Annotated in this window: 20 protein-coding genes; 9 read left to right on the forward strand and 11 right to left on the reverse strand. The window is 72.4% G+C overall.

Features of this window, described 5'->3' with window-relative positions; translation table 11 throughout:
• A partial coding sequence (locus tag AB0O00_RS11130) for an MFS transporter (RefSeq protein ID WP_363650422.1) occupies positions 1-431 on the reverse strand: 431 nt, incomplete at its 3' end.
• A gap of 122 nt (positions 432-553) precedes the next feature.
• Here AB0O00_RS11130 and AB0O00_RS11135 point away from each other — a divergent pair.
• Entirely contained in the window at positions 554-1,192 is a 639-nt protein-coding gene (locus AB0O00_RS11135) for a TetR/AcrR family transcriptional regulator C-terminal domain-containing protein (RefSeq protein ID WP_363650424.1), read from the forward strand.
• A 102-nt stretch (positions 1,193-1,294) separates the two neighbouring features.
• Positions 1,295-1,807 carry an isochorismatase family protein gene (locus AB0O00_RS11140; RefSeq protein WP_363650426.1) on the forward strand — a complete coding sequence of 171 codons (513 nt, stop codon included), beginning with the start codon at positions 1,295-1,297 and terminating at the stop codon, positions 1,805-1,807.
• 45 nt (positions 1,808-1,852) lie between these two features.
• Here AB0O00_RS11140 and murQ read toward each other — a convergent pair whose 3' ends face one another.
• Positions 1,853-2,764 (reverse strand): N-acetylmuramic acid 6-phosphate etherase, encoded by a 912-nt coding sequence (gene murQ / locus AB0O00_RS11145; protein WP_363650428.1) that lies wholly within the window; start codon positions 2,762-2,764, stop codon positions 1,853-1,855.
• A gap of 65 nt (positions 2,765-2,829) precedes the next feature.
• On the opposite strand from murQ, the gene AB0O00_RS11150 reads away from it, so the two are divergent.
• Positions 2,830-3,459 (forward strand): endonuclease, encoded by a 630-nt coding sequence (locus AB0O00_RS11150; RefSeq protein WP_363650430.1) that lies wholly within the window; start codon positions 2,830-2,832, stop codon positions 3,457-3,459.
• A 64-nt stretch (positions 3,460-3,523) separates the two neighbouring features.
• Here the strand turns inward: AB0O00_RS11150 and AB0O00_RS11155 are convergent, their stop codons facing one another.
• The 6 genes from AB0O00_RS11155 to AB0O00_RS11180 all read right to left on the reverse strand — a co-directional run bounded on the left by AB0O00_RS11155 (position 3,524) and on the right by AB0O00_RS11180 (position 8,248).
• Positions 3,524-4,021, reverse strand: a complete 498-nt coding sequence (locus AB0O00_RS11155) for a hypothetical protein (RefSeq protein ID WP_363650432.1) — start codon at positions 4,019-4,021, stop codon at positions 3,524-3,526.
• Positions 4,022-4,128: 107 nt separating this feature from the next.
• A complete protein-coding gene (locus AB0O00_RS11160) occupies positions 4,129-4,755 on the reverse strand; it encodes a TetR/AcrR family transcriptional regulator (protein WP_363650434.1) in 627 nt (208 codons plus the stop codon).
• A 50-nt stretch (positions 4,756-4,805) separates the two neighbouring features.
• Entirely contained in the window at positions 4,806-5,438 is a 633-nt protein-coding gene (locus AB0O00_RS11165; RefSeq protein ID WP_363650436.1) for an HAD-IA family hydrolase, read from the reverse strand.
• Between the two features lie 103 nt (positions 5,439-5,541).
• Positions 5,542-6,603, reverse strand: coding sequence for an NAD(P)-dependent oxidoreductase (locus AB0O00_RS11170; protein ID WP_363650439.1), 1,062 nt, complete (start codon positions 6,601-6,603; stop codon positions 5,542-5,544).
• Between the two features lie 156 nt (positions 6,604-6,759).
• The gene (locus tag AB0O00_RS11175; RefSeq protein WP_363650441.1) at positions 6,760-7,440 is read right to left on the reverse strand and encodes a DUF6445 family protein; all 681 of its coding nucleotides are present in this window, start codon (positions 7,438-7,440) and stop codon (positions 6,760-6,762) included.
• A 163-nt stretch (positions 7,441-7,603) separates the two neighbouring features.
• Complete coding sequence (locus tag AB0O00_RS11180; protein WP_363650443.1) at positions 7,604-8,248, reverse strand: helix-turn-helix domain-containing protein; 645 nt, start codon at positions 8,246-8,248, stop codon at positions 7,604-7,606.
• Between the two features lie 158 nt (positions 8,249-8,406).
• On the opposite strand from AB0O00_RS11180, the gene AB0O00_RS11185 reads away from it, so the two are divergent.
• Together AB0O00_RS11185 and mca are read left to right on the forward strand one after the other, a co-directional pair.
• Complete coding sequence (locus AB0O00_RS11185; RefSeq protein ID WP_363650445.1) at positions 8,407-9,909, forward strand: MDR family MFS transporter; 1,503 nt, start codon at positions 8,407-8,409, stop codon at positions 9,907-9,909.
• A gap of 53 nt (positions 9,910-9,962) precedes the next feature.
• Complete coding sequence (gene mca, locus AB0O00_RS11190) at positions 9,963-10,838, forward strand: mycothiol conjugate amidase Mca (RefSeq protein ID WP_363650447.1); 876 nt, start codon at positions 9,963-9,965, stop codon at positions 10,836-10,838.
• 22 nt (positions 10,839-10,860) lie between these two features.
• Here the strand turns inward: mca and AB0O00_RS11195 are convergent, their stop codons facing one another.
• Positions 10,861-12,261: a PHB depolymerase family esterase gene (locus AB0O00_RS11195; protein WP_363650460.1), complete on the reverse strand. Its 1,401-nt coding sequence runs from the start codon at positions 12,259-12,261 to the stop codon at positions 10,861-10,863.
• 343 nt (positions 12,262-12,604) lie between these two features.
• On the opposite strand from AB0O00_RS11195, the gene AB0O00_RS11200 reads away from it, so the two are divergent.
• Positions 12,605-13,150 (forward strand): PaaI family thioesterase, encoded by a 546-nt coding sequence (locus AB0O00_RS11200; protein ID WP_363650449.1) that lies wholly within the window; start codon positions 12,605-12,607, stop codon positions 13,148-13,150.
• 144 nt (positions 13,151-13,294) lie between these two features.
• Here the strand turns inward: AB0O00_RS11200 and AB0O00_RS11205 are convergent, their stop codons facing one another.
• Positions 13,295-13,702, reverse strand: coding sequence for a hypothetical protein (locus AB0O00_RS11205; RefSeq protein WP_363650451.1), 408 nt, complete (start codon positions 13,700-13,702; stop codon positions 13,295-13,297).
• Positions 13,703-14,018: 316 nt separating this feature from the next.
• Here AB0O00_RS11205 and AB0O00_RS11210 point away from each other — a divergent pair, with 316 nt between their 5' ends.
• Together AB0O00_RS11210 and AB0O00_RS11215 are read left to right on the forward strand one after the other, a co-directional pair.
• A complete protein-coding gene (locus AB0O00_RS11210) occupies positions 14,019-15,878 on the forward strand; it encodes a galactose oxidase early set domain-containing protein (protein ID WP_363650453.1) in 1,860 nt (619 codons plus the stop codon).
• A gap of 39 nt (positions 15,879-15,917) precedes the next feature.
• Positions 15,918-18,293 carry a Dyp-type peroxidase gene (locus AB0O00_RS11215; RefSeq protein ID WP_363650454.1) on the forward strand — a complete coding sequence of 792 codons (2,376 nt, stop codon included), beginning with the start codon at positions 15,918-15,920 and terminating at the stop codon, positions 18,291-18,293.
• 450 nt (positions 18,294-18,743) lie between these two features.
• Here AB0O00_RS11215 and AB0O00_RS11220 read toward each other — a convergent pair whose 3' ends face one another.
• The gene (locus tag AB0O00_RS11220) at positions 18,744-19,421 is read right to left on the reverse strand and encodes a TetR/AcrR family transcriptional regulator (protein WP_363650456.1); all 678 of its coding nucleotides are present in this window, start codon (positions 19,419-19,421) and stop codon (positions 18,744-18,746) included.
• Positions 19,422-19,567: 146 nt separating this feature from the next.
• Between AB0O00_RS11220 and AB0O00_RS11225 the strand changes: the two genes are divergently transcribed.
• The coding region (locus AB0O00_RS11225; protein ID WP_363650458.1) for an MFS transporter at positions 19,568-21,001 on the forward strand (1,434 nt) is incomplete at its 3' end.

Here is a 21,001-nt window from a genome sequence, read left to right on the forward strand (position 1 = left end):
ACCAGCTGATCGTGCGGGACGAGGCGAGGGATCATCGCCTCCAACGACGGCTGCTGGAGCCCCTGGAGCGCCGCCGCCAGCCCGGCGGCCACGTACAGCGGCCACAGTGAGGGCGTGCCGAGCAGCGCGTTGGCGAGGAGGAGCGAGCTGAGGGCGGCGAGCGCGAGCTCGGTGACGAGGGCGACGGTGCGGCGGTCGGCGCGGTCGGCGAGCACGCCGCCGTACAGGCCGAACACGACGGTCGGGACGAGTTCGACCGCGCCGACCGCGCCGACGGCGAGCGGCGAGCCGGTGAGGTCGGCGATCTGCAGCGGGATCGCCGTCATGGTGAAGACCGAGCCGAGCAGGGTGACCGTGCCGGAGGTCCAGGTCAGGCGGAAGTCTCGGGAGGAGCGCCAGGGGGCGGTGTCGAGCCAGGGCGAGGTGGGCATGGGTGTCGTCCTCGAAGCAGTCCTTATCACTGATAAATTCCGGCGCCGACCTTATCGGCGATAAAGTTGGTGGGCAAGCGAATAACGCGAATAACGGGGAACGGGCTCGGAGGGCGGTCGGCATGGCGCTGCAACGCGACGAGGTGGTGCGCACCGCACTGCGGCTGCTCGACGAGGTCGGCATCGACGGGCTCACCACCCGCCGGCTGGCGCGCGAACTCGGCGTCCAGTCACCGGCGTTGTACTGGCACTTCAAGAACAAGCGGGAACTGCTCGACCTCATGTCCGAGGCCATGCTCGCCGAGGCCCTGCCGCCCGACCGCACCCCCGACCCGGAGCACTGGCCGGACTGGATCGCCGCCGACGCCCGCGCCAAGCGCCGTGCGCTGCTCGCCTACCGCGACGGCGCCCGCGTGCACGCCGGCACGCTGCCCACCGAGGACGAACTCCCTGCCGTCGAGGCCCAGGTGAGCGCCCTCTGCCGGGCCGGGCTGCGGCCGCGCACGGCGCTGCGGCTGCTGCTCGCCGTCGACCGGTACATCATGGGCTGGGTCACCGAGGAACAGGCCTGGCGGCAGGACGCCGAGGGCCGCGACACGCCGCTCTACGCCGACGACGCCCTGCGCGACCTGCCGCTGCTGCGCGAGGCCGCCGACGTCCTGCGGATGGCCGACCACGACGCCGACTTCGAGTACGGGCTGCGGGTCATGATCGAGGGGTTCCGTGCGGAGATCGCGAGGGAGGCTTCGGAACTCGGGTGAGGGCGACGGCGATTGCGATTGCGAGGGTGCGGGCGCTTGGGCGATTGCGCGGTTGAGGGCGCGGCAGGTCGGGCTCACGGCCGGGGCGGTAGCGTGAGCGCCATGCGAACCCTCGATGCCCGCAGCACCGCGCTCGTCCTCGTCGACCTGATGGACCGGATCGTCGCCAACCCGCTCGCCCCGCGCCCCGGCACCGAGGTCGTCGCGGCCTCGCTGGAGCTGGCCGACTCCTTCCGCAAGGCCGGTGCGCCCGTCGTCGCCGTCCGCGTCGAGCGCCCGAACGTCGCCGAGCAGCCGCCCGGCAGCGACCTCGTCGCGGAGGTCGCGGCGGTGGCCGACGAGGTAGTCGTCAAGCGCACGATCGGCGCCTTCCAAGCGACCGGGCTGGACGAACTGCTCCGGGCGCGGGGTGTGACGACCCTCGTGCTCACCGGCATAGCGACGAACCTGGGCGTCGAGTCGACGGCCCGCGCGGCCCTCGACCTCGGGTACGAGCTTGTGTTCGTCGAGGACGCGATGGCGGCGCTCACCGAGGAGGAGCACCGCACGCCCGTGGCGCACTCCTTCCCGCGGCTCGGGTCGGTCGTGGGGCGGGCGGAGCTGCAGTTCGGCTGAGGGGCTGCGTCGGCTTGGCGGCCTGCGGCTGCTTGAGGGGAGGGCTCACGCTCGCCTGAGGGCTTCGCGCAGCCGGCCGTCGCAGTCCGTGAGCAGGCGGGCGGCGGCCGGTGCGTCGACGTCCGCGAGCAGGACGAGGATCGCGTCCTTGGCCCGCCCGTCGGTCGCCGTCAGGGCGCGGCGCACGTCCTCGTCGGCCGCGCCGGTGGCCTCGGTGACGATCCGGCGGGCGCGCTCGCGCAGTTTGGTGTTGGTGGCGCGCACATCGACCATCAGATTTCCGTACGTACGGCCGAGACGGACCATGACGGCGGTCGAGACGAGGTTGAGTACGAGCTTCTGCGCCGTGCCCGCCTTGAGCCTCGTCGAGCCGGCGAGCACCTCCGGGCCGGTGACCACCTCGATCGGCAGCTCGGCGGCCCCGGCGAGCGCCGAGCCGCGGTTGCCCGCCAGCCCGACGGTGAGCGCACCGGCGGCGCGGGCGTACCGGACGGCGGCCACGGCGTAGGGCGTCCGGCCGGAGGCGGAGACGCCGATCACGGTGTCGGCCGGGGTGAGCGCGAGTGCGGCCAGGTCGGCCTCGGCCAGGTCGGCGCGGTCCTCGGCGCCCTCGGCCGCCGACGTGACGGCCGCCGGCCCGCCGGCGATCAGCCCGACGACCAGGCCGGGGTCGGTGCCGAAGGTCGGCGGGCACTCGGCGGCGTCCAGCACCCCCAGCCGCCCGGCCGTTCCGGCACCCGCGTAGACGAGACGCCCGCCTCGCCGCATCCGTTCGGCCGCCCCGTCGACGACGGCGGCGATGCGCTCCAGCTGCCCGGCGACGGCCATGGGGACGGTCCGGTCCTCGGCGTTCATGAGGTGCAGCAGGTCGAGCGTCGGGAGCTGGTCGATCCCCGCCCAGTCGGGGCGGACGGTCTCGGTGGTCGCCTCGGCGACCGGGTGCGCGGGCTGGTCCATGCCGATCAGCCTCCCCGGGTGTGCCGGGCGCCAACCCGGGCAGGTGCCGGAGTGGGAGGTGGGCGATGAACGAACCGGAGACCGTCGCGGCGCTCCTCACCCGCTACGGCACCACGTACGCGGAGGAAGCGGGCATCACGCTGCGCGACACACCCGCGCCGCTGTATCGGCTCCTCGTGCTGACCGTGCTCTGCTCCGTGCGCATCAGCGCGGACATCGCGACGGCGGCGGCCCGCGAGCTACACGCCGCGGGGATCGACACACCGCGGAGGATGGCCGAGGCCGACCGGTCCGTCCTCATCGCGGCCTTCGCCCGCGCGCACTACGTGCGGTACGACGAGAGCACCGCGACGGCGTTGACGAAGGGCGCCTCGCTGCTCCTCGACCGCTGGCACGGCGACTTGCGGCGCCTGCGCGACGAAGCGGGCGGCGAGAGCGGACGCATCGGCGAGCTGCTGACGGAGTTCCCGCGCATCGGCCCGGTCGGCTCCGCCATCTTCCGCCGCGAGGCCCAGGCGGTCTGGCTGTCCCTGCGTCCGTTCTTCGACGAGCGGACCCGCGCGGAGGCCCGGCTCCTCGGCCTGCCGGACAACCCGTCCGCCCTGGCCGCACTGGCGGACCCGGCCCGCCTCGCGGCTGCCCTGACCAGAGCGAGCCTGGCACACGTGGGCGCCGCCGGGCTGGGGGCGGATTGAGGCGGGGGAGGCCGTGACCGGCGGTACCTACTGCTGAGAGGGGGAGTCCAAGTAGAAGGTGCCGTCAGCCCTCTGGGGCGAAGCCGCCGTATCTCTGGAGAGGAAGACCCGGGATGATCAGCTCACCGGTGACCTGGCGGACCAACCAGCCGGGAACACTGCCGTCGTACTCCTCCCACTGCGCCCACTGCCTGAACCACACACCGATGTTCCACGTGCCGTCGGCGTGAGGGATCAGAAAGCAGGCGTCACCCTCTGAGGTGTTGGCCCACAGCACCATCCCGCGCTCCTGGGGATGGACGTCGTAGGGAATCCTGTGCGGCACGAGACTCTGATAGAGCGGGCCCATGGCAGCCATCAGGTCGAGCATGGTGCATTCCTGAGCCTGCGGGTGCATCACAGTCAGGAAGTCCCCGATCACACCCGGACCGTACGCCGCCACGAACTCCTTGTAGTCCGTGGGGAGTTCTCCAACGACGGCCTCGATGTCTGCCCAGGCATCCATGCCCGAATAGCCGCGAGCCGGGCCGAAGCACAGTTCGAGGTCTGCTGAAAACGACATGGAGGTCCTCTCTCGGTGGGCCACCCCTCGGGCTGATGAGTATCCAACAGTCGGCGGTCCCCACAGGCCCCCGGGCGTTGTTCCGGGGGCTGCCATTGGACGTCCGGTCACTGCGGGGTGCTGCTCCGCAGGGCGCCGTGGAGGAAGAGGTCGACGAGTTCGGCGGTGGTGAGCGGGTCGGGGGCGCCGGGGCGGCCGGAGGCCATGATCACCAGTTGGAAGGCGTCGGCGAGGCGTTCCGGGCTGAGGCGCAGGTCGTCGCGGTCGGGTTCGAAGAGGGCGGCAAGGGCGGCGCGCGGACGGGCGAGGCCGGCTTCGCGGTCGGGCAGCTTGCCGTCCGGGCCGGGCTTCGGGTGCTCGGTCCGGCCGCCCGCCATGAGGGCTCCGGCGACGGCGCCGATGCGGGTCAGGTGTCCGCGCACGACGTCGGCGGCCTCGGTGAGGCGGTCGGCGAGGGGCTGGTCCAGGGGGATCGCGGCGAGGTGGGCGATCGTGTCGTCGGGGCGGAGGACTTCGGCCATGCAGGCGGCGAGGAGGGCGTCCTTGTCGTCGAAGACGCGGAAGATCGTGCCCTCGCCGATGCCGGCGGCCCGGGCGATCTTGGCCGTCGTCACGGACGCGCCGTACTCGACGACGAGGGGGAGCGCGGCGGCGACGATCATGGCGCGCCGCTGCTCGGGATCCATCGCGGGTGCCCGGCGTCGGGCGGGCTGGGTGCCAGGAGTCTCGGTCATGACTCCATGATGCGGAGTGAGTACTCACTCCGCCAATGGGAAATGAGCCGTCAGTTTCGGAACTCGCTTCCGGTGGTGAGGAATTCGGCGATGCGGGCGATCGTCCGGGCGTTGTCGTCGAACAGGTGCGCCTGCATGCCCAGGGCCAGGGCGGTTTCGACGTTCGGCGCGTGATCGTCGACGAAGAGGCAGTCGGCGGGGTGGACGCCGAGGACCGTGCAGGCCCGCTCGAATGCCTGCGGATCGGGCTTCTCGATGCCGGTCTCGTGCGAGTACACGATGTGCTCGGGGGTCTCGACGAGCTCGCCGAAGCCGTAGCGGCCGACCTCGCGTTCGCGGGCGCCGGCGAAGCTGTTGCTCAGGATCCCGAGCCGGGCCCGGCCCCGCAGGCCGCGCACGTGCGCGATCAGCTCGTCGTTCGGCGTCCCGAGGTGCTCCGTCCAGAAGTCGGCCATGAACGCCTCGACCCGGGGCGGGTCGAGGCGCAGCCGGGCGGCCACCTGGCGGCGCACCTCGGCCTCGTCGATGGCGCCGATCGAGCCGGCGTGCCAGACGTCCTCCAGGCGCTGGTCGACGGTGCCGGGGGTCAGGCCCAACTCCCGTTCCCAGTAGGGCAGCCAGCCGGTCCGCGGCGTGTACTCCAGCACGCCGCCGATGTCGAGGATGATGCAGCGTTCGTCCATGACCCACTGTCGGCGGGCGGGGACCGGCCGGGTCAAGCGGTTCGCGCGCTCTGTGACAGGGGCGTGACAGGGGGCGGCGGGCGGTGGCGGGGTGGGGGCGTCGCTACCGGGCGGGCGTGACGACGGGGATGCCCTCGGGGCGGCCCGCGAGCAGCGCGGCGAGGTGGTCGGCGCAGCGAACGGCGGCCTCGGCCATGGCCGTTCGGGTCATGCCCGCGATGTGCGGGGTGAGGAGGGCGTTGGGCAGGCCGAACAGGGGTGAGGCGAAGGCGGCGTGCTCGTGGGCGAAGGTGTCGACGGCGGCGGCCGCGAGGGGGTGGGCGGGGTCGCGCAGGGCGTCGGCGAGCGCCCGTTCGTCGACGATGCCGCCGCGGGCGGTGTTGAGGAGGACCGATCCGGGGCGCAGCAGGGCGAGTTCGCGTCGGCCAATCAGTCCGCGCGTCTGCGGGGTGAGCGGGAGGTGCAGGGACACGACGTCGCTCGTGGCGAGGAGGGCGTCGAGGGACGGGACGTGCCGTACGGGTGGTGCGGCCGGACGGCGGGAGTGGGCCTGGACGGTCATGCCGAGGGCGGACGCCCGCGCGGCGAGCGCCGTGCCGATGAGGCCCAGGCCGGCGATGCCGAGGGTGAGTTCGGAGAGCTCGCGGGGTGGGGTGGTGGGTGCGCCCCAGGTGCCGCGGTGGGACCTCTCGTTGTGGGTGGCCAGGTCCCGGGTGAGGGTGAGCAGTTGGGCGAGGGCGAACTCGGTGACGGCGTTGGCGTTGGAGCCCGGGGTGTGGGTGACGGTCACGCCGTGACGGGTGGCGGCGGCGAGGTCCACGTGGTCGGTGCCGGCTCCGGCGCGGCCGATCACCCGTAGCGGGCGCGGACGTTCGGGGTCCGTCGCTTCGGCGAGGAAGGCCGCGCGCAGGGGCACGCCCGCGCGGGACTTGAGCGCGTCGAAGCCCGGGCCGTGGCGGAACGCGGCGGTGAGGGCCGCCTCGTCGAACGGGTCGAGGTCGGTGAACTCGATCCGGTCCGACCAGGCGGCCCGGGCGCCCGCGCGGTCCTCGACGCGCCGGAGGTTGAGCGTGACGGCCAGGCGGTGGCCGGTCAGGCGCTCCAGCTCGCGGTCGAGGAGCGGGCCGGGGGCGGCGTCGAGGAGGAGGACTCGGGGCTGGTCCATGGTGCGGGTGCGTGCCGTTCGGTCGGGTCGGCCGTCGGTCTCGGGCCGTCGGACCGATCATCCTGCCATTCGGCAGGCGATTCCATGGGTCGTCCCGCAGGCCAGTCGTAGGGCCGTCCCTCTGGCCATCTCTCAGGCCGTTGGTCGGGTCGTTCGTCAGGCCATCCAGAAGAAGACGGCCGTCATCCGGCGGTCCGCCAGTTCGGTGCCGTAGTAGGTGGTGGCGCTGTGGATGAGGTTGGCGTGGTAGAGGAGCAGCTGGTTGTAGCGGTTGGGGACGCGGACGTCCTCGGTGAAGTGGTCGGCGGGCACGTGGCGGGTGCCGAGCGCCTCCACCAGGTTGTTGTGCGGTGCGTTGACGAGGTTGCCGCCGAGCCGACCGCCGGGGAACTGCTGCCGGTAGAAGCTGGTGCCGGCGTCCTTGGGGGCGCCGGGGCTCAGGTAGAGCACCGCGGCGTAGCGGCAGAGCGCACGGGAGTCGGTGTGCGGCCGGGACTCCGACTCGCCGGCGCCGACGACCTGGACGCAGTTGTGGTTGAGCGTGCCGCCGCCCGGGGTGCTCTGGACCCAGAGCCGGGAGGCGCCGGTGGCCTTGCGGACCTGAGCCTCGACGCGGGCGAGCTCGCCGGGCTCCAGGCCGGGCATGGTGCGCAGGCCGGGCCAGGTCTCCGGGCGGTGCGGGTAGCCCTCGGTCCAGTCGTCGCGGGCCAGGACGCGCTCGCGGACGGCGTCCGGGTCGGGCAGGACGTTGTCCAGGACCCAGTAGTCCCGGCCGCGGGTGGGCTTGCGGTAGGGGAGGACCGGCAGGGCCGTCGGCCTGATGGGCTGTGGGGGCATGGGCCGACGATAGGGGCGGCGGGCGTCAACTTTCTGCCGTGAGCAGGTCAACCTTTCGTCAAGCGGCGATCGGGGTGCGGTCGTTGGGGCCGGTCGCGCGGGCGTGCCGGTCGTCGAGTCGGGTGGTGGGCCGGCAGGTGTGCGCGCCCTGCCTGCTTCGTGCTCACTCCTCGGCCCTCACGGCGTAGTCGCCGAGTGCGCCCTCCAGGCGGTCGAAGGCGCGGGCGGCGGACGGGCGGACGGCTGCCGCGATGGTCTCGTGGTCCTCTCCGGCCAGGGTGCGGCGGAACACCTCGGTGGAGACGGCCCGGGGGACGGCGGCCAGCAGCCCGGCGGCGACCCGGCTCTCGAAGTCGCCGGGTGCCACGCGGGCGGCCTCGGCCAGGGCGGTGGCGAGCGCCGTCTCGCTCTGCTCGTGCAGTTCGCGCAGCCGGGCGGTCAGCGCGGGGCTCTCGGTGATGGTGCGGGCGAAGGGCTCGCCGGAGAAGCCGAGCGCGGCGTCGTGCCGGTCGATCTCGGCCAGGCAGGCGCGGCGCAGCGCGGCGAGGGCGGACTCGCCGGGGGCGCGCTCGGCGACCGCCCGGGCGTGCCGGGCGACGATCTCGTCGTGCAGGTCGAGGAAGAGGTCCTCCTTGCGCGGGAAGTGGTTGGTGACGGTCATCTTGGCGACGCCGGCCGCCGTCGCGACCTCGGCGATGGTGGTCCGCTCGAAGCCCCGGTCGATGAAGAGCCTGGTCGCGGCGTGCGAGATCGCCTCGCGGGTGCGGCGCTTGTTGAGCTCGCGCAGGTTCGGGGTGGTGTCGGTCATGGGGGGAGCGTAGCGCAGTTCGCTGGGTCGAGCACAGAAATTATGCTTGACCTAATCACTGGGTTCGTCCTAAGTTCTTCCTCGGCGGCCGGAGAGGCCGTCGGACAGGTCCTCGGCCGCACGGCCGGGGGCGCGACTTCGAACCTCAGGGAGGGGCCATGACCGCGAAGGTCACCACGGTGAGGAGCGATTCGGCGATGGGGGAAGCGGTGGGGAGCGCGCTGGGGAAGGCGGAGTCGAGGGCGGACGCCCGGCGCGCGGGTGCCGGGCGGGAGTCGCTGCCGCCGGGCCTGATGAAGATGGGCGCGGTGCTCGCGCTCGGCCCGGTCCTCGCCCTGCTGGACACCACGATCGTCAACGTGGGCATCGACGCCGTCGCCCGCGACCTGCACAGTTCGATGGCGGCGGTCCAGTGGGTCTCAACCGGGTACCTGCTGGCGATAGCGCTGGTCATGCCGCTGTCCGGCTGGGCCGCCGGGCGGTTCGGCGCCCGGCGGGCGTGGCTGGCTTCGGTGGTGCTGTTCGTCCTCGGCTCCGCGCTGTGCGGGCTGTCGTGGTCGACGGGCAGCCTGATCGCCTTCCGGATCCTCCAGGGGATCGGCGGCGGGATGATCCAGCCCCTCGGCCAGACGATCATGGTGCAGGCGGCCGGGCCGTCCAGGATCGGGCGGGTGATGGGCACGCTGCTGCTCCCGATCAGCCTCGCACCGGTCCTCGGGCCGGTCCTCGGGGGTGTGCTGCTCGATCATCTGAGCTGGCGCTGGATGTTCCTGCTGAACGTCCCGGTCGGGCTGCTCACCGTGCTGCTGGCGCTCCGCCTGCTGCCGTCGGAGGGCGGTCGGTCACAGGCCCGCCCCCGGCTGGACGGCCTCGGCCTGGCGCTGCTCTCGCCCGGCCTGACGGGGCTGGTCTACGGGCTGTCGGTGCTCGGTGGCGGCGGCTGGGCCGGCCCGGCGGCGGCCGGGGCGGGGGCGCTGCTCCTCCTCGCGTACGGGTGGCACGCGCTGCGACCGGCCGGGGCCGTGCGCCGTGCGCCGCTGATCGACCTGCGGCTCTTCGCGCGGCGCGGCTTCGCGGTCGCGACGGCGAACTCCTTCCTCCAGGGCGCGGCGCTGTACAGCTCGATGTTCCTGGTGCCGCTCTACTACCAGCAGGTGGAGCACGCCGGCGCGGTGGAGGCCGGGCTGCTCCTGGCGCCGCAGGCGCTTGGCACGGCGGTCACCTCGCTGCTGGCGGGCCGGATAGCGGACCGGCTCGCACCGCGCCCGCTGATCCTGCTCGGCATCGCCTGCTCACTGGCCGGCACGCTCGCCTTCACCCGGCTCGGCGCGGGCGGCGGCCCGGCGGACTGGCTGCTGGCGGCCTCCCTGGCGCTGCGCGGCGTGGGCATGGGGATCATCCTCATACCGGGGATGGCGGCGGTCTACTCCAGCGTCGAGAAGGCCCAGGTGCCTGCCGCCGCGAGCGCGGTCAACGTGCTCAACCGGCTGGGCGGGGCGCTCGGCACAGCAGTGCTGACGCTGGTTCTCCAGCAGTCCCGGGCGGGGCACCCGGGCCACCCGGCCGCGGCCTTCGGCGACACCTTCTGGTGGGTGCTGGCCCTCTCCGCCCTCGCGATAGCCCCCGCCCTGCTGTACCCGGGCTCCCGCAAGCAGTCCTGACCGTTCCTCAGGGCCGACCACTCATACGATCTACCGACATCCAAGGAGGACCCATGTTCACCAAGTACCCCGGCGGACTCCGCCTGCTCACCGTCCACGCGCACCCCGACGACGAGTCCAGCAAGGGCGCTGCCACGCTCGTCCGGTACGCGGCCGAGGGCGTCGACGTCCTGGTGGCCACCTGCACCGGTGGCGAGCGCGGCTCCGTCCTCAATCCGGCGCTGGACCGGCCCGAGGTGCGGGCCGACCTCCCCCGGATCCGGCGCGAGGAGATGGCCGCCGCCCGCGAGATCCTCGGTGTACGCCAGCGGTTCCTCGGCTTCACGGACTCCGGGATGCCCGGGCCCGGCGAGGCGCTGCCCGAGGACTGCTTCGCGGCCCAGGAGTTGACGGTGGCCGCGGCCCCATTGGTCGCTCTGATCCGGGAGTACCGCCCGCACGTCGTGATCACGTACGACGAGACCGGCGGGTACCCGCACCCGGACCACGTGATGACGCACCGGGTCTCGGTCGAGGCCTTCGAGGCGGCTGCCGATCCGGACCGCTACCCGGAGGCGGGGGAGCCGTGGCGGGCGGCGAAGCTCTACTACCACCTGGCGCTTTCGAGGGCCTGGTTCCAGACCCTGCACGACGCCATGACGGAGCGGGGCGTCCCCTCGGCCATGGGCGAGTTGCTCGCCGGCTGGCCGGACACCCCGCCCGCGCTCGCGACCACCACGCGGATAGCGTGCGCCGAGCACTTCGCGGTCAGGGACGCCGCGATGCTCGCGCACGCCACCCAGGTCGAGCCCGGGGCGGCGTTCATGGCCCACCCACGGGACATCGAGCGCGAGGTCTGGCCGACGGAGGACTACCACCTCGCCCGGTCGAGCGTGCCCGCCGCGGCCGAGCTGCCGGAGACCGACCTGTTCGCGGGACTGCGATCGTGAGAGGAGACGGCGGATGCGCCGTTCAGCACTGGCCGTCCGCGAGGACGTAGTAGCCGGGGCCGGTCTGCCTCAGGGTGTGCGTGACGAAGATGTTCCAGAGGCCCATGCTCTGGCCCGAGCCGAGCGCGTAGGTGAGGCCGCCGCTCTGCGTGGCCCGGCCCGCCTGCACCTGGTCGTAGTTGTTGTCGGTGAAGCACTGCGGCGCGCTGCCGCTCGTACTCGCCGTCACCGCCGCCGACTTGGTGCCCTGGGTGCCCGAGGCGTCCACCGCTGCGACGGTGTAGGTGTACGAGGTGCCGGCGGCGAGCCCGGTGTCGGTGAAGGAGGTGCCGGTCGTGGTGCCGGCCGTCGCGCCGTCGCGGAACACCTGGTAGCTCGCTGCACCGCTGACAGGCTGCCAGGAGAGGGCGATCGAGTCCGGGCCGCCGGCGGAGGCGGTCAGCCCCGCCGGGGCCGGCAGGCCGGGGGTGGTGGGCCCGCCGCCGGTCAGGCCCCAGAACTGGGCCGTGTAGTAGGAGGAACAGATGGTGCTGAGGAAGTAACTGCCGCTAGCGCCGCACTGATCGGCGCCGGAGCCCGGGTCGACGGCGAGACCGTGCCCCATCCCGGCGACGGAGTACACCGCGACGGCGGGCCGGCCGCTCGGGTCGGCGTACAGCTCCTCGGTGGTGCCGGCCGGCAGGCTCCGGCTCGACGTCGGGCTCTGGGCGAGGCCCCAGACGTTCGTCCACTGGTCGCGCAGTTCGGTCGCGTTCACCGGCCGGACGACGGTGTCCGAGGTGCCCTGCCAGACCGCCACCCGCGGCCACGGACCCGAGTAACCCGGGTCCGCGGACCGGACCTTGTCGCCCCACTGGGCGGGGGTGAGGCCCTGGTCGCCGTTCTGGCAGCCGGAGGCGGCGCTCTGGGTGGTGGCGCAGTGCGCGGGGAGGCCGGAGTCGATCGCGCCGCCGGCGAACACGTCCGGGTAGTCGGCCAGCAGGTCGGCCGCCAGGCCGCCGCCGGCCGAGAGCCCGGTGACGAACACCCGGTGGCCGTCCGAGCCGTACAGCGACTCGGCCTTGGCCACCATCTGGGCCACCGACGCGGCCTCGCCCACGCCCCGCGCGTCCTTGGCCGCGTCGAACCAGCTGAAACAGGACAGGCTGTTGTTGGTGCTGCCGGTCTGCGGGAACACGACGGTGAAGCCGTACAGGTCGGCGAACTTGGCCCAGCCGGAGTGCTGGTAGTAGTCGGAGGCGGTCTGGAGACAGCCGTGCAGGGCGACCACGAGCGGCGCGCCGGTGGGCAGCCCGGCGGGGGTGTAGGTGTACATCGCGAGGTTGCCGGGGTTGGCGCCGAAACCGGCGACCTGCTGGAACGTCCCGTTCGGGGAATCGGCGGTCGCGGCGGGCGTGACGGTCCCGGCGGTTGCGGCGGCCATCGTGGTGGGGGAGGCGGCGGCGGTCCCGGCGACGAGCGTGTCGGCGGTGAGCGTCCCGGCGACGAGCGTGCCGGCGGTGAGCGTCCCGGCGGTCAGCAGAACGGCGGCTGACGTACGGGCGAGTGCGGCGATGGCGGACAACGGGGGCTCCTGGGTGGGGGAGGAGTCGACGTGGACGCCGTGCAGCGTGTCGCCTCCCGTGCCCGGGAGCCATGTGGCGGGCAACCGCCGTCCGCCGGCCCTGCATGGCGTGCACCGCCATCCCCGGGCGGCCGCTTCGGCGCCGACTCCCCAGTGCCCGGCGGCACTTGAGGGAAGCCCAGGAACAAGGCAGGTTGATCCCATGACGAATCAAGAGGTTGTGACCAATGAGCCGAAACCGCAGGTCAACGGGGAGCTGCGGACCCGCACCCACACGTGGACGGCCGGTCCGCCGCTCACCGCCTACGCGCACCTGACCGGCGAGGAGATCCTCCGGGAGATCGTCGCCGGCCGGATCCAGCCCTCGATCTGCAGCACGCTGGGCTTCCACCTCACCGAGGCCAAGCCGGGGTTCGCGGTGTTCGAGGGCGAGCCCGGTGACCACCTGTACAACCCGATGAACACCGTCCACGGAGGCTTCCTCGCCACCCTGCTCGACTCGGCCCTCGGCTGCGCCGTCCTGAGCCGCCTGCCCGCCGGACTCGGCTACACGACCACCCAGTTGAACGTCCACATGGTGCGCCCGGTGTTCGCCGACACGGGACTGCTGCGCTGCGAGGGCGAAGTGGTGCACCTCGGCCGGACGATGGCCACGGCCGAGGCCCGGGTGATCGGCGCGGAGAACGGCAAGCTGTACGCCCACGCCACCACCACCTGCGCGATCCTGGGCGGGCGCTCGACGGACTGAGCCGCGGGGCGGGACCGGATCGACGGGACCGGATCGAGGTGTCGAGGCCGCCCGATCCGGTCCGTGGGGGGCGGTGATGACGGTGGTGGCGGCGCGCCGCCACCTGCGTCCCGGAACGACTGCGGTGCGGGCGACGCGGGGGCGTCAGCCGCCGAGGCTGGTGTTGTTCTCGCCGTCGGTGCACACGATGCGGATGGTGAGGTTCGCGGGCCGGGGCTGCCCCTGCTGGCCGTCCGGCGGGCAGTCGTCCTTGCGGACGGCGACGATCCAGCCGGTGGCGTCGTCGTTGGGGTGGTTCTCCAGGACGTCGGTGGGGTGGCGGTCGAGCCTGCGGTTCTCGCCGGGGGTCACGCTGAACCCGCCGCCGTAGACGCTCTCGTCGGGCGGGCAGAGCAGCTCGTGCGGCTTGCCGTCGGCGCCGCCCTGGAGGGTGGGGCCGGTCACCGACTGCGGCGCGAGGATGCTCGACGTCGCCGACGCACTGCCGCTCGTGGCAGCGAGGACGACGACTCCCGTCACGAGGGTCATGGCGATCCTGGTCTTTCTGGGCACGGGTCACTCCTGAGGTGCGGGGGGTGGGGATCGCGGCCATTTCAGCACGGTGGTGTTGACCCGTCAGGCATTACGCACAGTGATGGTGTGTCGGCAGTCGATCATGGTATTGCTGTGGTGTCTGCTTACGAACGACTACCGAGCGTGCTGTACTGGCCGCGAATCGCCGTCATCCGTGCGGCTGCCCAGCAGCCCTGACCGACATGTCGCGAGGAGCCCCATGCCACCCAGAGCCTCATCCAGCACGTCATCCAGAACATCGTCCAGCACCCCGCTGGCCGCGCCCCCCAGGGCGTCCCGCCGGAGACTGCGGGCGGTGCTGGCGGCCAGTGCCGTCACCGTCGCGCTGTCGACCACCACGATCCTGACCTCGCCCGCACCGGTCGCCTCCGCCGTGACCGACCCCTTCGCCGGGAACCGCGCGCTGCGCATCACCGACGAGCAGGTGCAGGCCGAGGTCAGGGCCGACGAGGTGGCCGCGTTCGGCCGCCCGGCCGCCGAAGGCATGGCGCGGGACCGGGTCGGCCTGCGCGCCGTCCAGACCGGCTACCCGCAGACCACCCGCACCAACCGCTTCAACATGCTGACCGCCACCCAGGCGCAGACCAACGCGACCTTCGACCCGGCGCAGTTCGGGCAGTTCAAGCAGTACATCCCCTCGCCCGAGTACGGGGACCACATCGCCCTGCTGCCCACCGGCAAGGTGCTGATCTTCTCCTTCGAGGCCGTCGAGGAGAACCCCCAGAAGGAGACCGCGCCCACCGACGTGATCGGCCGCCAGAACGCGGGCCGCGCCTACCTGTGGACGCCGCCCGCGAACGACACCGACCCGGGCACCTTCAAGTCCGTCCCGCCGCCGGACGTCAACATGCCGGACGGCCTGGACGAGCGGCGCCCCGCGCCGTTCTTCTGTGCCGGCCACTCCTATCTGCCCAACGGCATGGTCGGCGTCTTCGGCGGCAACCTCGGCGGCAACGGCGGCACCGGCGCCAAGCTCGCTTTGGTCTTCGACCCGTGGACCGAGACCTGGCACCAGGAACAGGACATGTCGGTCGGCCGCTGGTACCCGTCGGTGGTCACCGGGGCCGACGGCCGGCAGACCATCATGTCCGGCCAGTCCGAACTCGGCTTCGGCACCCCGACGCCGGTCATCGAACGCTTCCCGGCCAAGGGGATCGACGTCTCCTACGGCAAGTCGAGCGTCCCCGACGGCGTCGCGCTGGACCAGTGGAAGGCCGACGCGCCCTACCGGATGGACTACCCGCACCTGTTCTCGCTGCGGGACGGCCGGATCTACGGCTTCGGCCGCAGCTCCGACCAGCAGTTCGTCTTCGACCCGGCGAACGAGACCCGCGACACGCTGCCCAACCGCCCCGACGGCTTCTCCCGCCTGTACGGCTCGGCCGTCGCCCTGCCCAACGGCCAGAACGGTCCGGACTCGGTGCTCGTCCTCGGCGGCAACCACAAGGACCCGAACACCTTCAAGTTCTCCGGCGGCCAGTGGACCAAGGAGAAGCCGAGGAACCTCGGCCGCGCCCAGGACGACACGCTCATCTTCCCCAACGGCAATCTGTTCACCGTCAACGGCGCCGTCGGCATCCGCGACTACGGCCTCGGCGACTACAACCCGAACGTCCCAGACGACCGGTTCCGCCAGGTCGAACTGCGGGACGCCGACGGCAACTGGGCCCTCGGTCCGAAGCAGCGGCTGCCGCGCGGCTACCACTCCAACGCGGTGGTCCTGCCGGACGGCCGGATCATGGTCACCGGCGACGAGCTCCAGCAGATCGCCAACAACCCGGACATCAAGTCCGGCAACAACGGCACCATCGAGATCTACGAGCCGCCGTACCTGCACCAGCCCGGCGGCCGGCCGGACATCAGGACCGCGCCGACCGACCCGGTGGGCTACAACACCACGTTCCGGATCAACACCAACTCGCCGACCCAGGCCGCCCGCGCCGTCCTGCTCGCGCCCATCACCTCCACCCACTCGGTGGACACCAGCCAGCGCCGCCTCGAGCTCAAGCTGGTGAGCCGCGCGGGCAGCCAGCTCGTGTTCCAGAGCCCGGCCTCGGCCGCGGACGCCCCGCCCGGCTGGTACATGATCTTCCTGCTCAACGACGCCGGGGTGCCCAGCGTGGCGAAGTGGATCCAGCTGACCCCGAACGCCTGACCCCCCACCCCTGATGGAGCGAACGAACGGATCAACCCCATGGCCGATTTGAGCCTGCGTCAAGACACCGAAATCCAGGGCGACATCCTCGCCGGATTCAAGAAGGACCACATGACCCTGCTGCTCCTCCAGTTCAGCGACGCCTCGGCGGCGCGGGGCTGGCTGGAGAAGACCACCCCCAAGATCGCGACCACCCAGGAGGTCGCCCGGTTCAACGAGACCTACAGCGAAGCCCGTCAGGCCTCCGGCGGCAGCGACCCGACGGCGCTCAAGGCCACCTGGCTGGGCCTCAGCTTCACGTACCAGGGCCTGCAGTTCGTCACCGGTCAGCCGGACCTCCTGCAGAAGGAGGCCAGGACCGGCGACACGCTGGAGGCCTTCATCCAGGGCCCGGCCGACCAGGCGCGGTCGGTCGCCCTCGGCGACACCGACGACAACGACCCCAAGCGCTGGCTGTTCGGCTGCGCCACCAAGCCCGTCGTCCACGCGGTGCTCACCATCGCCTCCGACACCGCCGAGGGCCTCGACAGTGCGGTGAAGGAACAGAAGCAGGCCGCCGGCCTGGCCGGCGCGGTCGTCGTCTACGAGCAGGAGGGCCGGCACCTCGAGGGCGACAAGAAGGGCAAGGAGCACTTCGGCTTCAAGGACGGCGTCAGCGAACCGGAGGTCGAGGGCTTCGACGAGCCGGACCCCAACCGGTTCACCGGCCAGGGCTCCGAGAAGGTCTTCTACTCGAAGAAGCACCCCGGCACCCGGATCATCCCGGCCGGCGAGTTCGTCATCGGGAAGAAGCTCGCCGCGACGCACGCCCAGGACACCGCCGCCGTCAAGACCATCCCCGCCTGGATGCACAACGGCTCCTTCCAGGTGGTGCGCCGCCTGGAGCAGGACGTCGCCGGCTGGTGGATGCAGGTCGACACCCAGCTGCGCCGGCTGAAGGATCTCAACGCGGTGCCGAAGGACGCCCGGCGGGACTGGTTCGCCGCCCGCCTGGTGGGCCGTTGGCGCAACGGTGCGCCGGTGTGCAAGTACCCCGACCAGCAGCCGAGCAATCCGGCCGCCGGATCGGACAACGACTTCAAGTACCTGGGCGACCCGGAGGACCCGGACGGCCTGATCACCCCGCTCTTCTCGCACCTGCGCAAGACCAACCCCAGGGCCGGGCTGGTCGACGGCGTGCCGGTCGACGAGTCCTTCATCGACGCCCGCCGGATCATGCGCCGCGGCGCCCCCTACGGGAAGCCCTTCGACCCGACCAGCGACGTCCCCGAGTTCGGCCCCGACGCCCAGCGCGGCCTGCTCTTCGTCTGCTACCAGTCCGACCTGGTAGCCCAGTTCGAGTTCATCCAGGCCAACTGGATCAACGATCCCGACTTCCCGCCGGGCCGCAAGACCAAGCCCGGCCCGGACCCGCTGGTCAGCGGCCAGCTCGAAACCGTGAACGACGGCCGGGTCGCCTGGGAGGGGCAGTCCCCGTCGGGCGACCGGGAGACCTCCGTGCTGGACTTCCGGCCGTTCGTCCAGACCCGAGGTGCGCTCTACTGCTTCACCCCGTCCATCACCACGCTGCGCCGGCTCGCCCAGGGCCGCCTCACCGGCGAGCTCGTCGACGAGGGCAAACAGCCGGTCGTGGCGCAGAACCTGCCGATGGACAGCGTCCTGCCCGTGCCCGACGCGGCCGGCCGCTACTGGACGTTCCAGCAGGGCACGATCCGTCTGATCGCCGTCGGCGGCGCCGAGACCGGCCGGCTCACCACCGGCACGGTCGACGACCGCACCGGGGTCGTGATCAGGGAGGTCGGGCCGTACTCGTCGTGGCCCGCGCTGAGCGGCGTCACGCAGATCGACACCATCCTGCCGGTGTTCGACCAGCAGGGCACCAACGGGAAGTGCGACTACTGGGTCTTCCACACCGTGGGCGGCAACCAGGTCTACCGCTACATCTCGATCGGCGCCTCCGAGCCGTACACCAGCCAGGCGGTGACCGAGGACCGGCCGGTGAGCGGGTGGAACTCGTTCGGCGGGACGACTCCCGTCACGCACGTGGACGCCTTCCTGCCCGTCCCCGACATGCGGCCGGCCGGCGACGGTTCGCACTGGTACTGGATGTTCCACAGCACCCCGGTGGGCCAGCGCCACCGGATGATCTCGATCAGCCGCTCCGGCCGGGCCTACCCGGACCGGCTCCAGCGGGACGACCGGCAGCTCGGCGCCTGGCGCTCGCTGGAGGGCGTCACGCGGGTGGACGCGTTCCTGGCCGTCCCCGGCCGGGACGACCCGGCCGGCGGCCAGCACTGGTACTGGGTGTTCCACCAGGACAAGTACCGCGTGATCATGGTCAACCACGGTGGCAACCACCAGGACGACCTGCTGCGCGAGGACCGGCCGACCGCGGTCTGGTGCCGCCGGCCGTAGCCCTACGGGAGGAACGGGTCCCGGCCGTCGATGGCGGCCGGGGCCCGTTCGACGTGCGGAGTCGGAGCGCAGCGTCAGAGCGAGGCGAGGAACCTGCACAGCGCGAAGATCAGGACGGCCGGGGCGTAGGCGAGCATGCCTCGTGTCGTGGGGATCAGAAGCCGGTGCTCCATCCGAAGGCCGTGCCGAGCGAGGCGTAGCCGACGCAGAGGGCCAGCCAGGTGCCGAGGGCCGCGGTGACGGCCGCGGTGAGGCGGCCGGCGCGGGAGCGGGCCCGCTTCGGGCGGCGGAGGTGGCGGATGCCGTGGGCCAGGGTGAGCAGGCCGACGGCGGCGAGGGCGTACGCGCCGACGGGGCTGGCGTTGTGGCTTTACGTTCGGACATCGTACGGGCCGCGCGCCCAGTGCGGTGCCGGGCGTTGCAAGGCGGTGGACCTATCCGGTCGCGGGGCTAGCGCAGTTCCGGGGGGAGCAGGGTGGCGAGGCCGTCGAGGATGCGTTGGACGCAGAACTCGAAGCGGGCGTCCATGTCGGGTTCGGTGAGGTCGTCGGCGAGTTCGACCAGGGTGGGGAACTCGTCGGCGGGCAGGGTGCGGAAGAGGTCGGCGGCGGCGTCCACGGCGTCGCGGCGGCTGGTGCCCATGGCCTCGGCGGCGGAGATGGGGGCCTGCTCCTGGAGGACGAAGCCCTGGACGAAGGTCCCGAGCAGGTAGGTGACCATCGCGGCGTCCGCGTTGGAGAAGCCGGCCGCGCGGAGGCGGTCCAGCTGGTCCTCCAGGATTGCGAGCATGTGCGGGCCCAGGCCCATGCGTCCGGCCACGACCTTGGCGGCGTCGCGGTTGTCGAGCAGCAGTCGACGGTGGCGCAGGCAGTACCCGTGGAGCTGCTCGCGCCAGCCGCCCGCGCGGGGCGGCGGTTCGGCCTTGGCCATGATCGCGTCGTTGAGGAGGTCGATCAGCTCCTCCTTGTTGCGCACGTGCCAGTACAGCGACGCGGCCTTCACGCCGACCTCGGCGGCGACCTTGCGCATCGACAGCCCCGCGAGGCCGTCCCGCTCCAGGACCTTCAGTGCCGCCTGCGCCAGCGCTTCCCTGGTCAGCGCCGGTGTGGCGCCCTCGTTCTCCGGCATGGGTGTGTGGACGCCTCCTGTGGTCGGACCGTTCCGCGCGGGGTCCTCACGATATCCCGCTTGCAATCTAACGGTGTTAGGGGCACTCTGGGCGTGCCATTGAGATCCCTAACGTTGTTAGGGGTGGAAATCCGGAGGGGAGTCCGATGGATCGGATGAAGGAGCCGGGCGCGCGGCGCAAGCGGCTCGCGCTCTTGACGCTCTGCGTCACCATGTTCATGTCCATGCTCGACAACGTCATCGTCAACAACGCGCTGCCGCGGATCGGGCAGGACCTCGAAGCCGGCATCAGCGGCCTCCAGTGGGTCGCGGAGGGCTACAGCCTCGTCTACGCCGCGCTCGTCCTCACCGGCGGCGCGCTCGGCGACCGCTACGGCCGCACCCGGGTGTTCCGGCTCGGCCTCGCGCTGTTCACCGCCGGCTCCGCCGCCGCCGCGCTCGCCGGGACGATCGAACTGCTCGTCGCCGCCCGGATGCTGCAGGGCGTCGGCGCCGCGCTGCTCACCCCGGGCAGCCTCGCCATCCTGCGCACGGTCTTCACCGAGGAGCGCGAGCGGGCCAGGGCGATCGGCACGTGGTCCGGCGTCTCCGCGCTCGGCCTGTCGGTCGGCCCGGTGCTCGGCGGCCCGATGGTCGAACACCTCGGCTGGGCCAGCGTGTTCTGGATCAACGTGCCGATCGGCGTGGCCGGGCTCGTGCTCGCCGCCCGGGTGCTCCCCGACATCGCCCCGCGCCCCCGGCGGATCGACCTCGGCGGCCTCGTCCTGTCCGCGGCCGGCCTCGGAGCGCTCGTCTACGGGCTGATCGAGGGGCCCTCGCGCGGCTGGACCGACCCCCGCGTGCTCGCCTGCGGCGCCGCCGCGGCCGTGCTGCTCGCCGCCTTCCTGGTGCTCGAACTGCGCGTGGCGGAGCCGATGCTGGAGCTGCGGCTGTTCCGCGACGGCGCGCTGAACGGCGCGCTGCTCAGCGGCTTCATGGTCAGCTTCGGGATGTTCGGCGCGCTGTTCTTCCTGCCGCTGCTGATGCAGGGCGTGCTCGGCTGGGCCCCCTCGGACGCGGGCTACGCGGGGCTGCCGATGACCGCGATGATCGTCTTCGCGGCGCCGCTCTCCAGCCGTCTGACCAGCGGATACGGACCGCGGCTGCCGCTGGTGCTCGGCGTCTCGCTGTGCGCGGTGGGCCTGTTCGGACTGTCCTTCCATGGTGAACACGCCCACTACGTCGAGTACCTGTGGACGCTGTTCACGATGGGCCTCGGCATGGGGATGACGTTCACCCCGGTGTCGATCGCCGTCATGCAACGGGTGTCCCCGGCCCAGACCGGGATGGCCTCGGCGACCATCAACACGCTCCGCGAGCTTGGCGGCGTCCTCGGGATCGCGGTGCTCGGCGCGGTCCTGACGAACCGGATGACCGACACCCTCACCGCCTCGCTGCACCGGCTAGGCGTCCCGGTCGGCGCCGTCGGCTCGATCGCGGACGCGCCCGCCGGCGCGGCCGGACACGGCGCGGGGATGGACGGCGCCCTCCCCGAACCGGTCCGCGCGGCGGTGGACGGCGCCTTCGTCGACGGCGTCCAC

It is taken from the genome of Kitasatospora sp. NPDC093558 (assembly GCF_040683475.1).
GTDB lineage: Bacteria > Actinomycetota > Actinomycetes > Streptomycetales > Streptomycetaceae > Kitasatospora.

Excerpts from the sequence above, each read along its gene's own strand:
- AB0O00_RS11135 (WP_363650424.1), top strand. The coding sequence starts at position 554 with ATGGCGCTGCAACGCGACGAGGTGGTGCGCACCGCACTGCGGCTGCTC.
- AB0O00_RS11140 (WP_363650426.1), top strand. The coding sequence starts at position 1,295 with ATGCGAACCCTCGATGCCCGCAGCACCGCGCTCGTCCTCGTCGACCTG.
- murQ (WP_363650428.1), bottom strand. The coding sequence starts at position 2,764 with ATGGACCAGCCCGCGCACCCGGTCGCCGAGGCGACCACCGAGACCGTC.
- AB0O00_RS11150 (WP_363650430.1), top strand. The coding sequence starts at position 2,830 with ATGAACGAACCGGAGACCGTCGCGGCGCTCCTCACCCGCTACGGCACC.
- AB0O00_RS11155 (WP_363650432.1), bottom strand. The coding sequence starts at position 4,021 with ATGTCGTTTTCAGCAGACCTCGAACTGTGCTTCGGCCCGGCTCGCGGC.
- AB0O00_RS11160 (WP_363650434.1), bottom strand. The coding sequence starts at position 4,755 with ATGACCGAGACTCCTGGCACCCAGCCCGCCCGACGCCGGGCACCCGCG.
- AB0O00_RS11165 (WP_363650436.1), bottom strand. The coding sequence starts at position 5,438 with ATGGACGAACGCTGCATCATCCTCGACATCGGCGGCGTGCTGGAGTAC.
- AB0O00_RS11170 (WP_363650439.1), bottom strand. The coding sequence starts at position 6,603 with ATGGACCAGCCCCGAGTCCTCCTCCTCGACGCCGCCCCCGGCCCGCTC.
- AB0O00_RS11175 (WP_363650441.1), bottom strand. The coding sequence starts at position 7,440 with ATGCCCCCACAGCCCATCAGGCCGACGGCCCTGCCGGTCCTCCCCTAC.
- AB0O00_RS11180 (WP_363650443.1), bottom strand. The coding sequence starts at position 8,248 with ATGACCGACACCACCCCGAACCTGCGCGAGCTCAACAAGCGCCGCACC.
- AB0O00_RS11185 (WP_363650445.1), top strand. The coding sequence starts at position 8,407 with ATGACCGCGAAGGTCACCACGGTGAGGAGCGATTCGGCGATGGGGGAA.
- mca (WP_363650447.1), top strand. The coding sequence starts at position 9,963 with ATGTTCACCAAGTACCCCGGCGGACTCCGCCTGCTCACCGTCCACGCG.
- AB0O00_RS11195 (WP_363650460.1), bottom strand. The coding sequence starts at position 12,261 with ATGGCCGCCGCAACCGCCGGGACCGTCACGCCCGCCGCGACCGCCGAT.
- AB0O00_RS11200 (WP_363650449.1), top strand. The coding sequence starts at position 12,605 with ATGACGAATCAAGAGGTTGTGACCAATGAGCCGAAACCGCAGGTCAAC.
- AB0O00_RS11215 (WP_363650454.1), top strand. The coding sequence starts at position 15,918 with ATGGCCGATTTGAGCCTGCGTCAAGACACCGAAATCCAGGGCGACATC.
- AB0O00_RS11220 (WP_363650456.1), bottom strand. The coding sequence starts at position 19,421 with ATGCCGGAGAACGAGGGCGCCACACCGGCGCTGACCAGGGAAGCGCTG.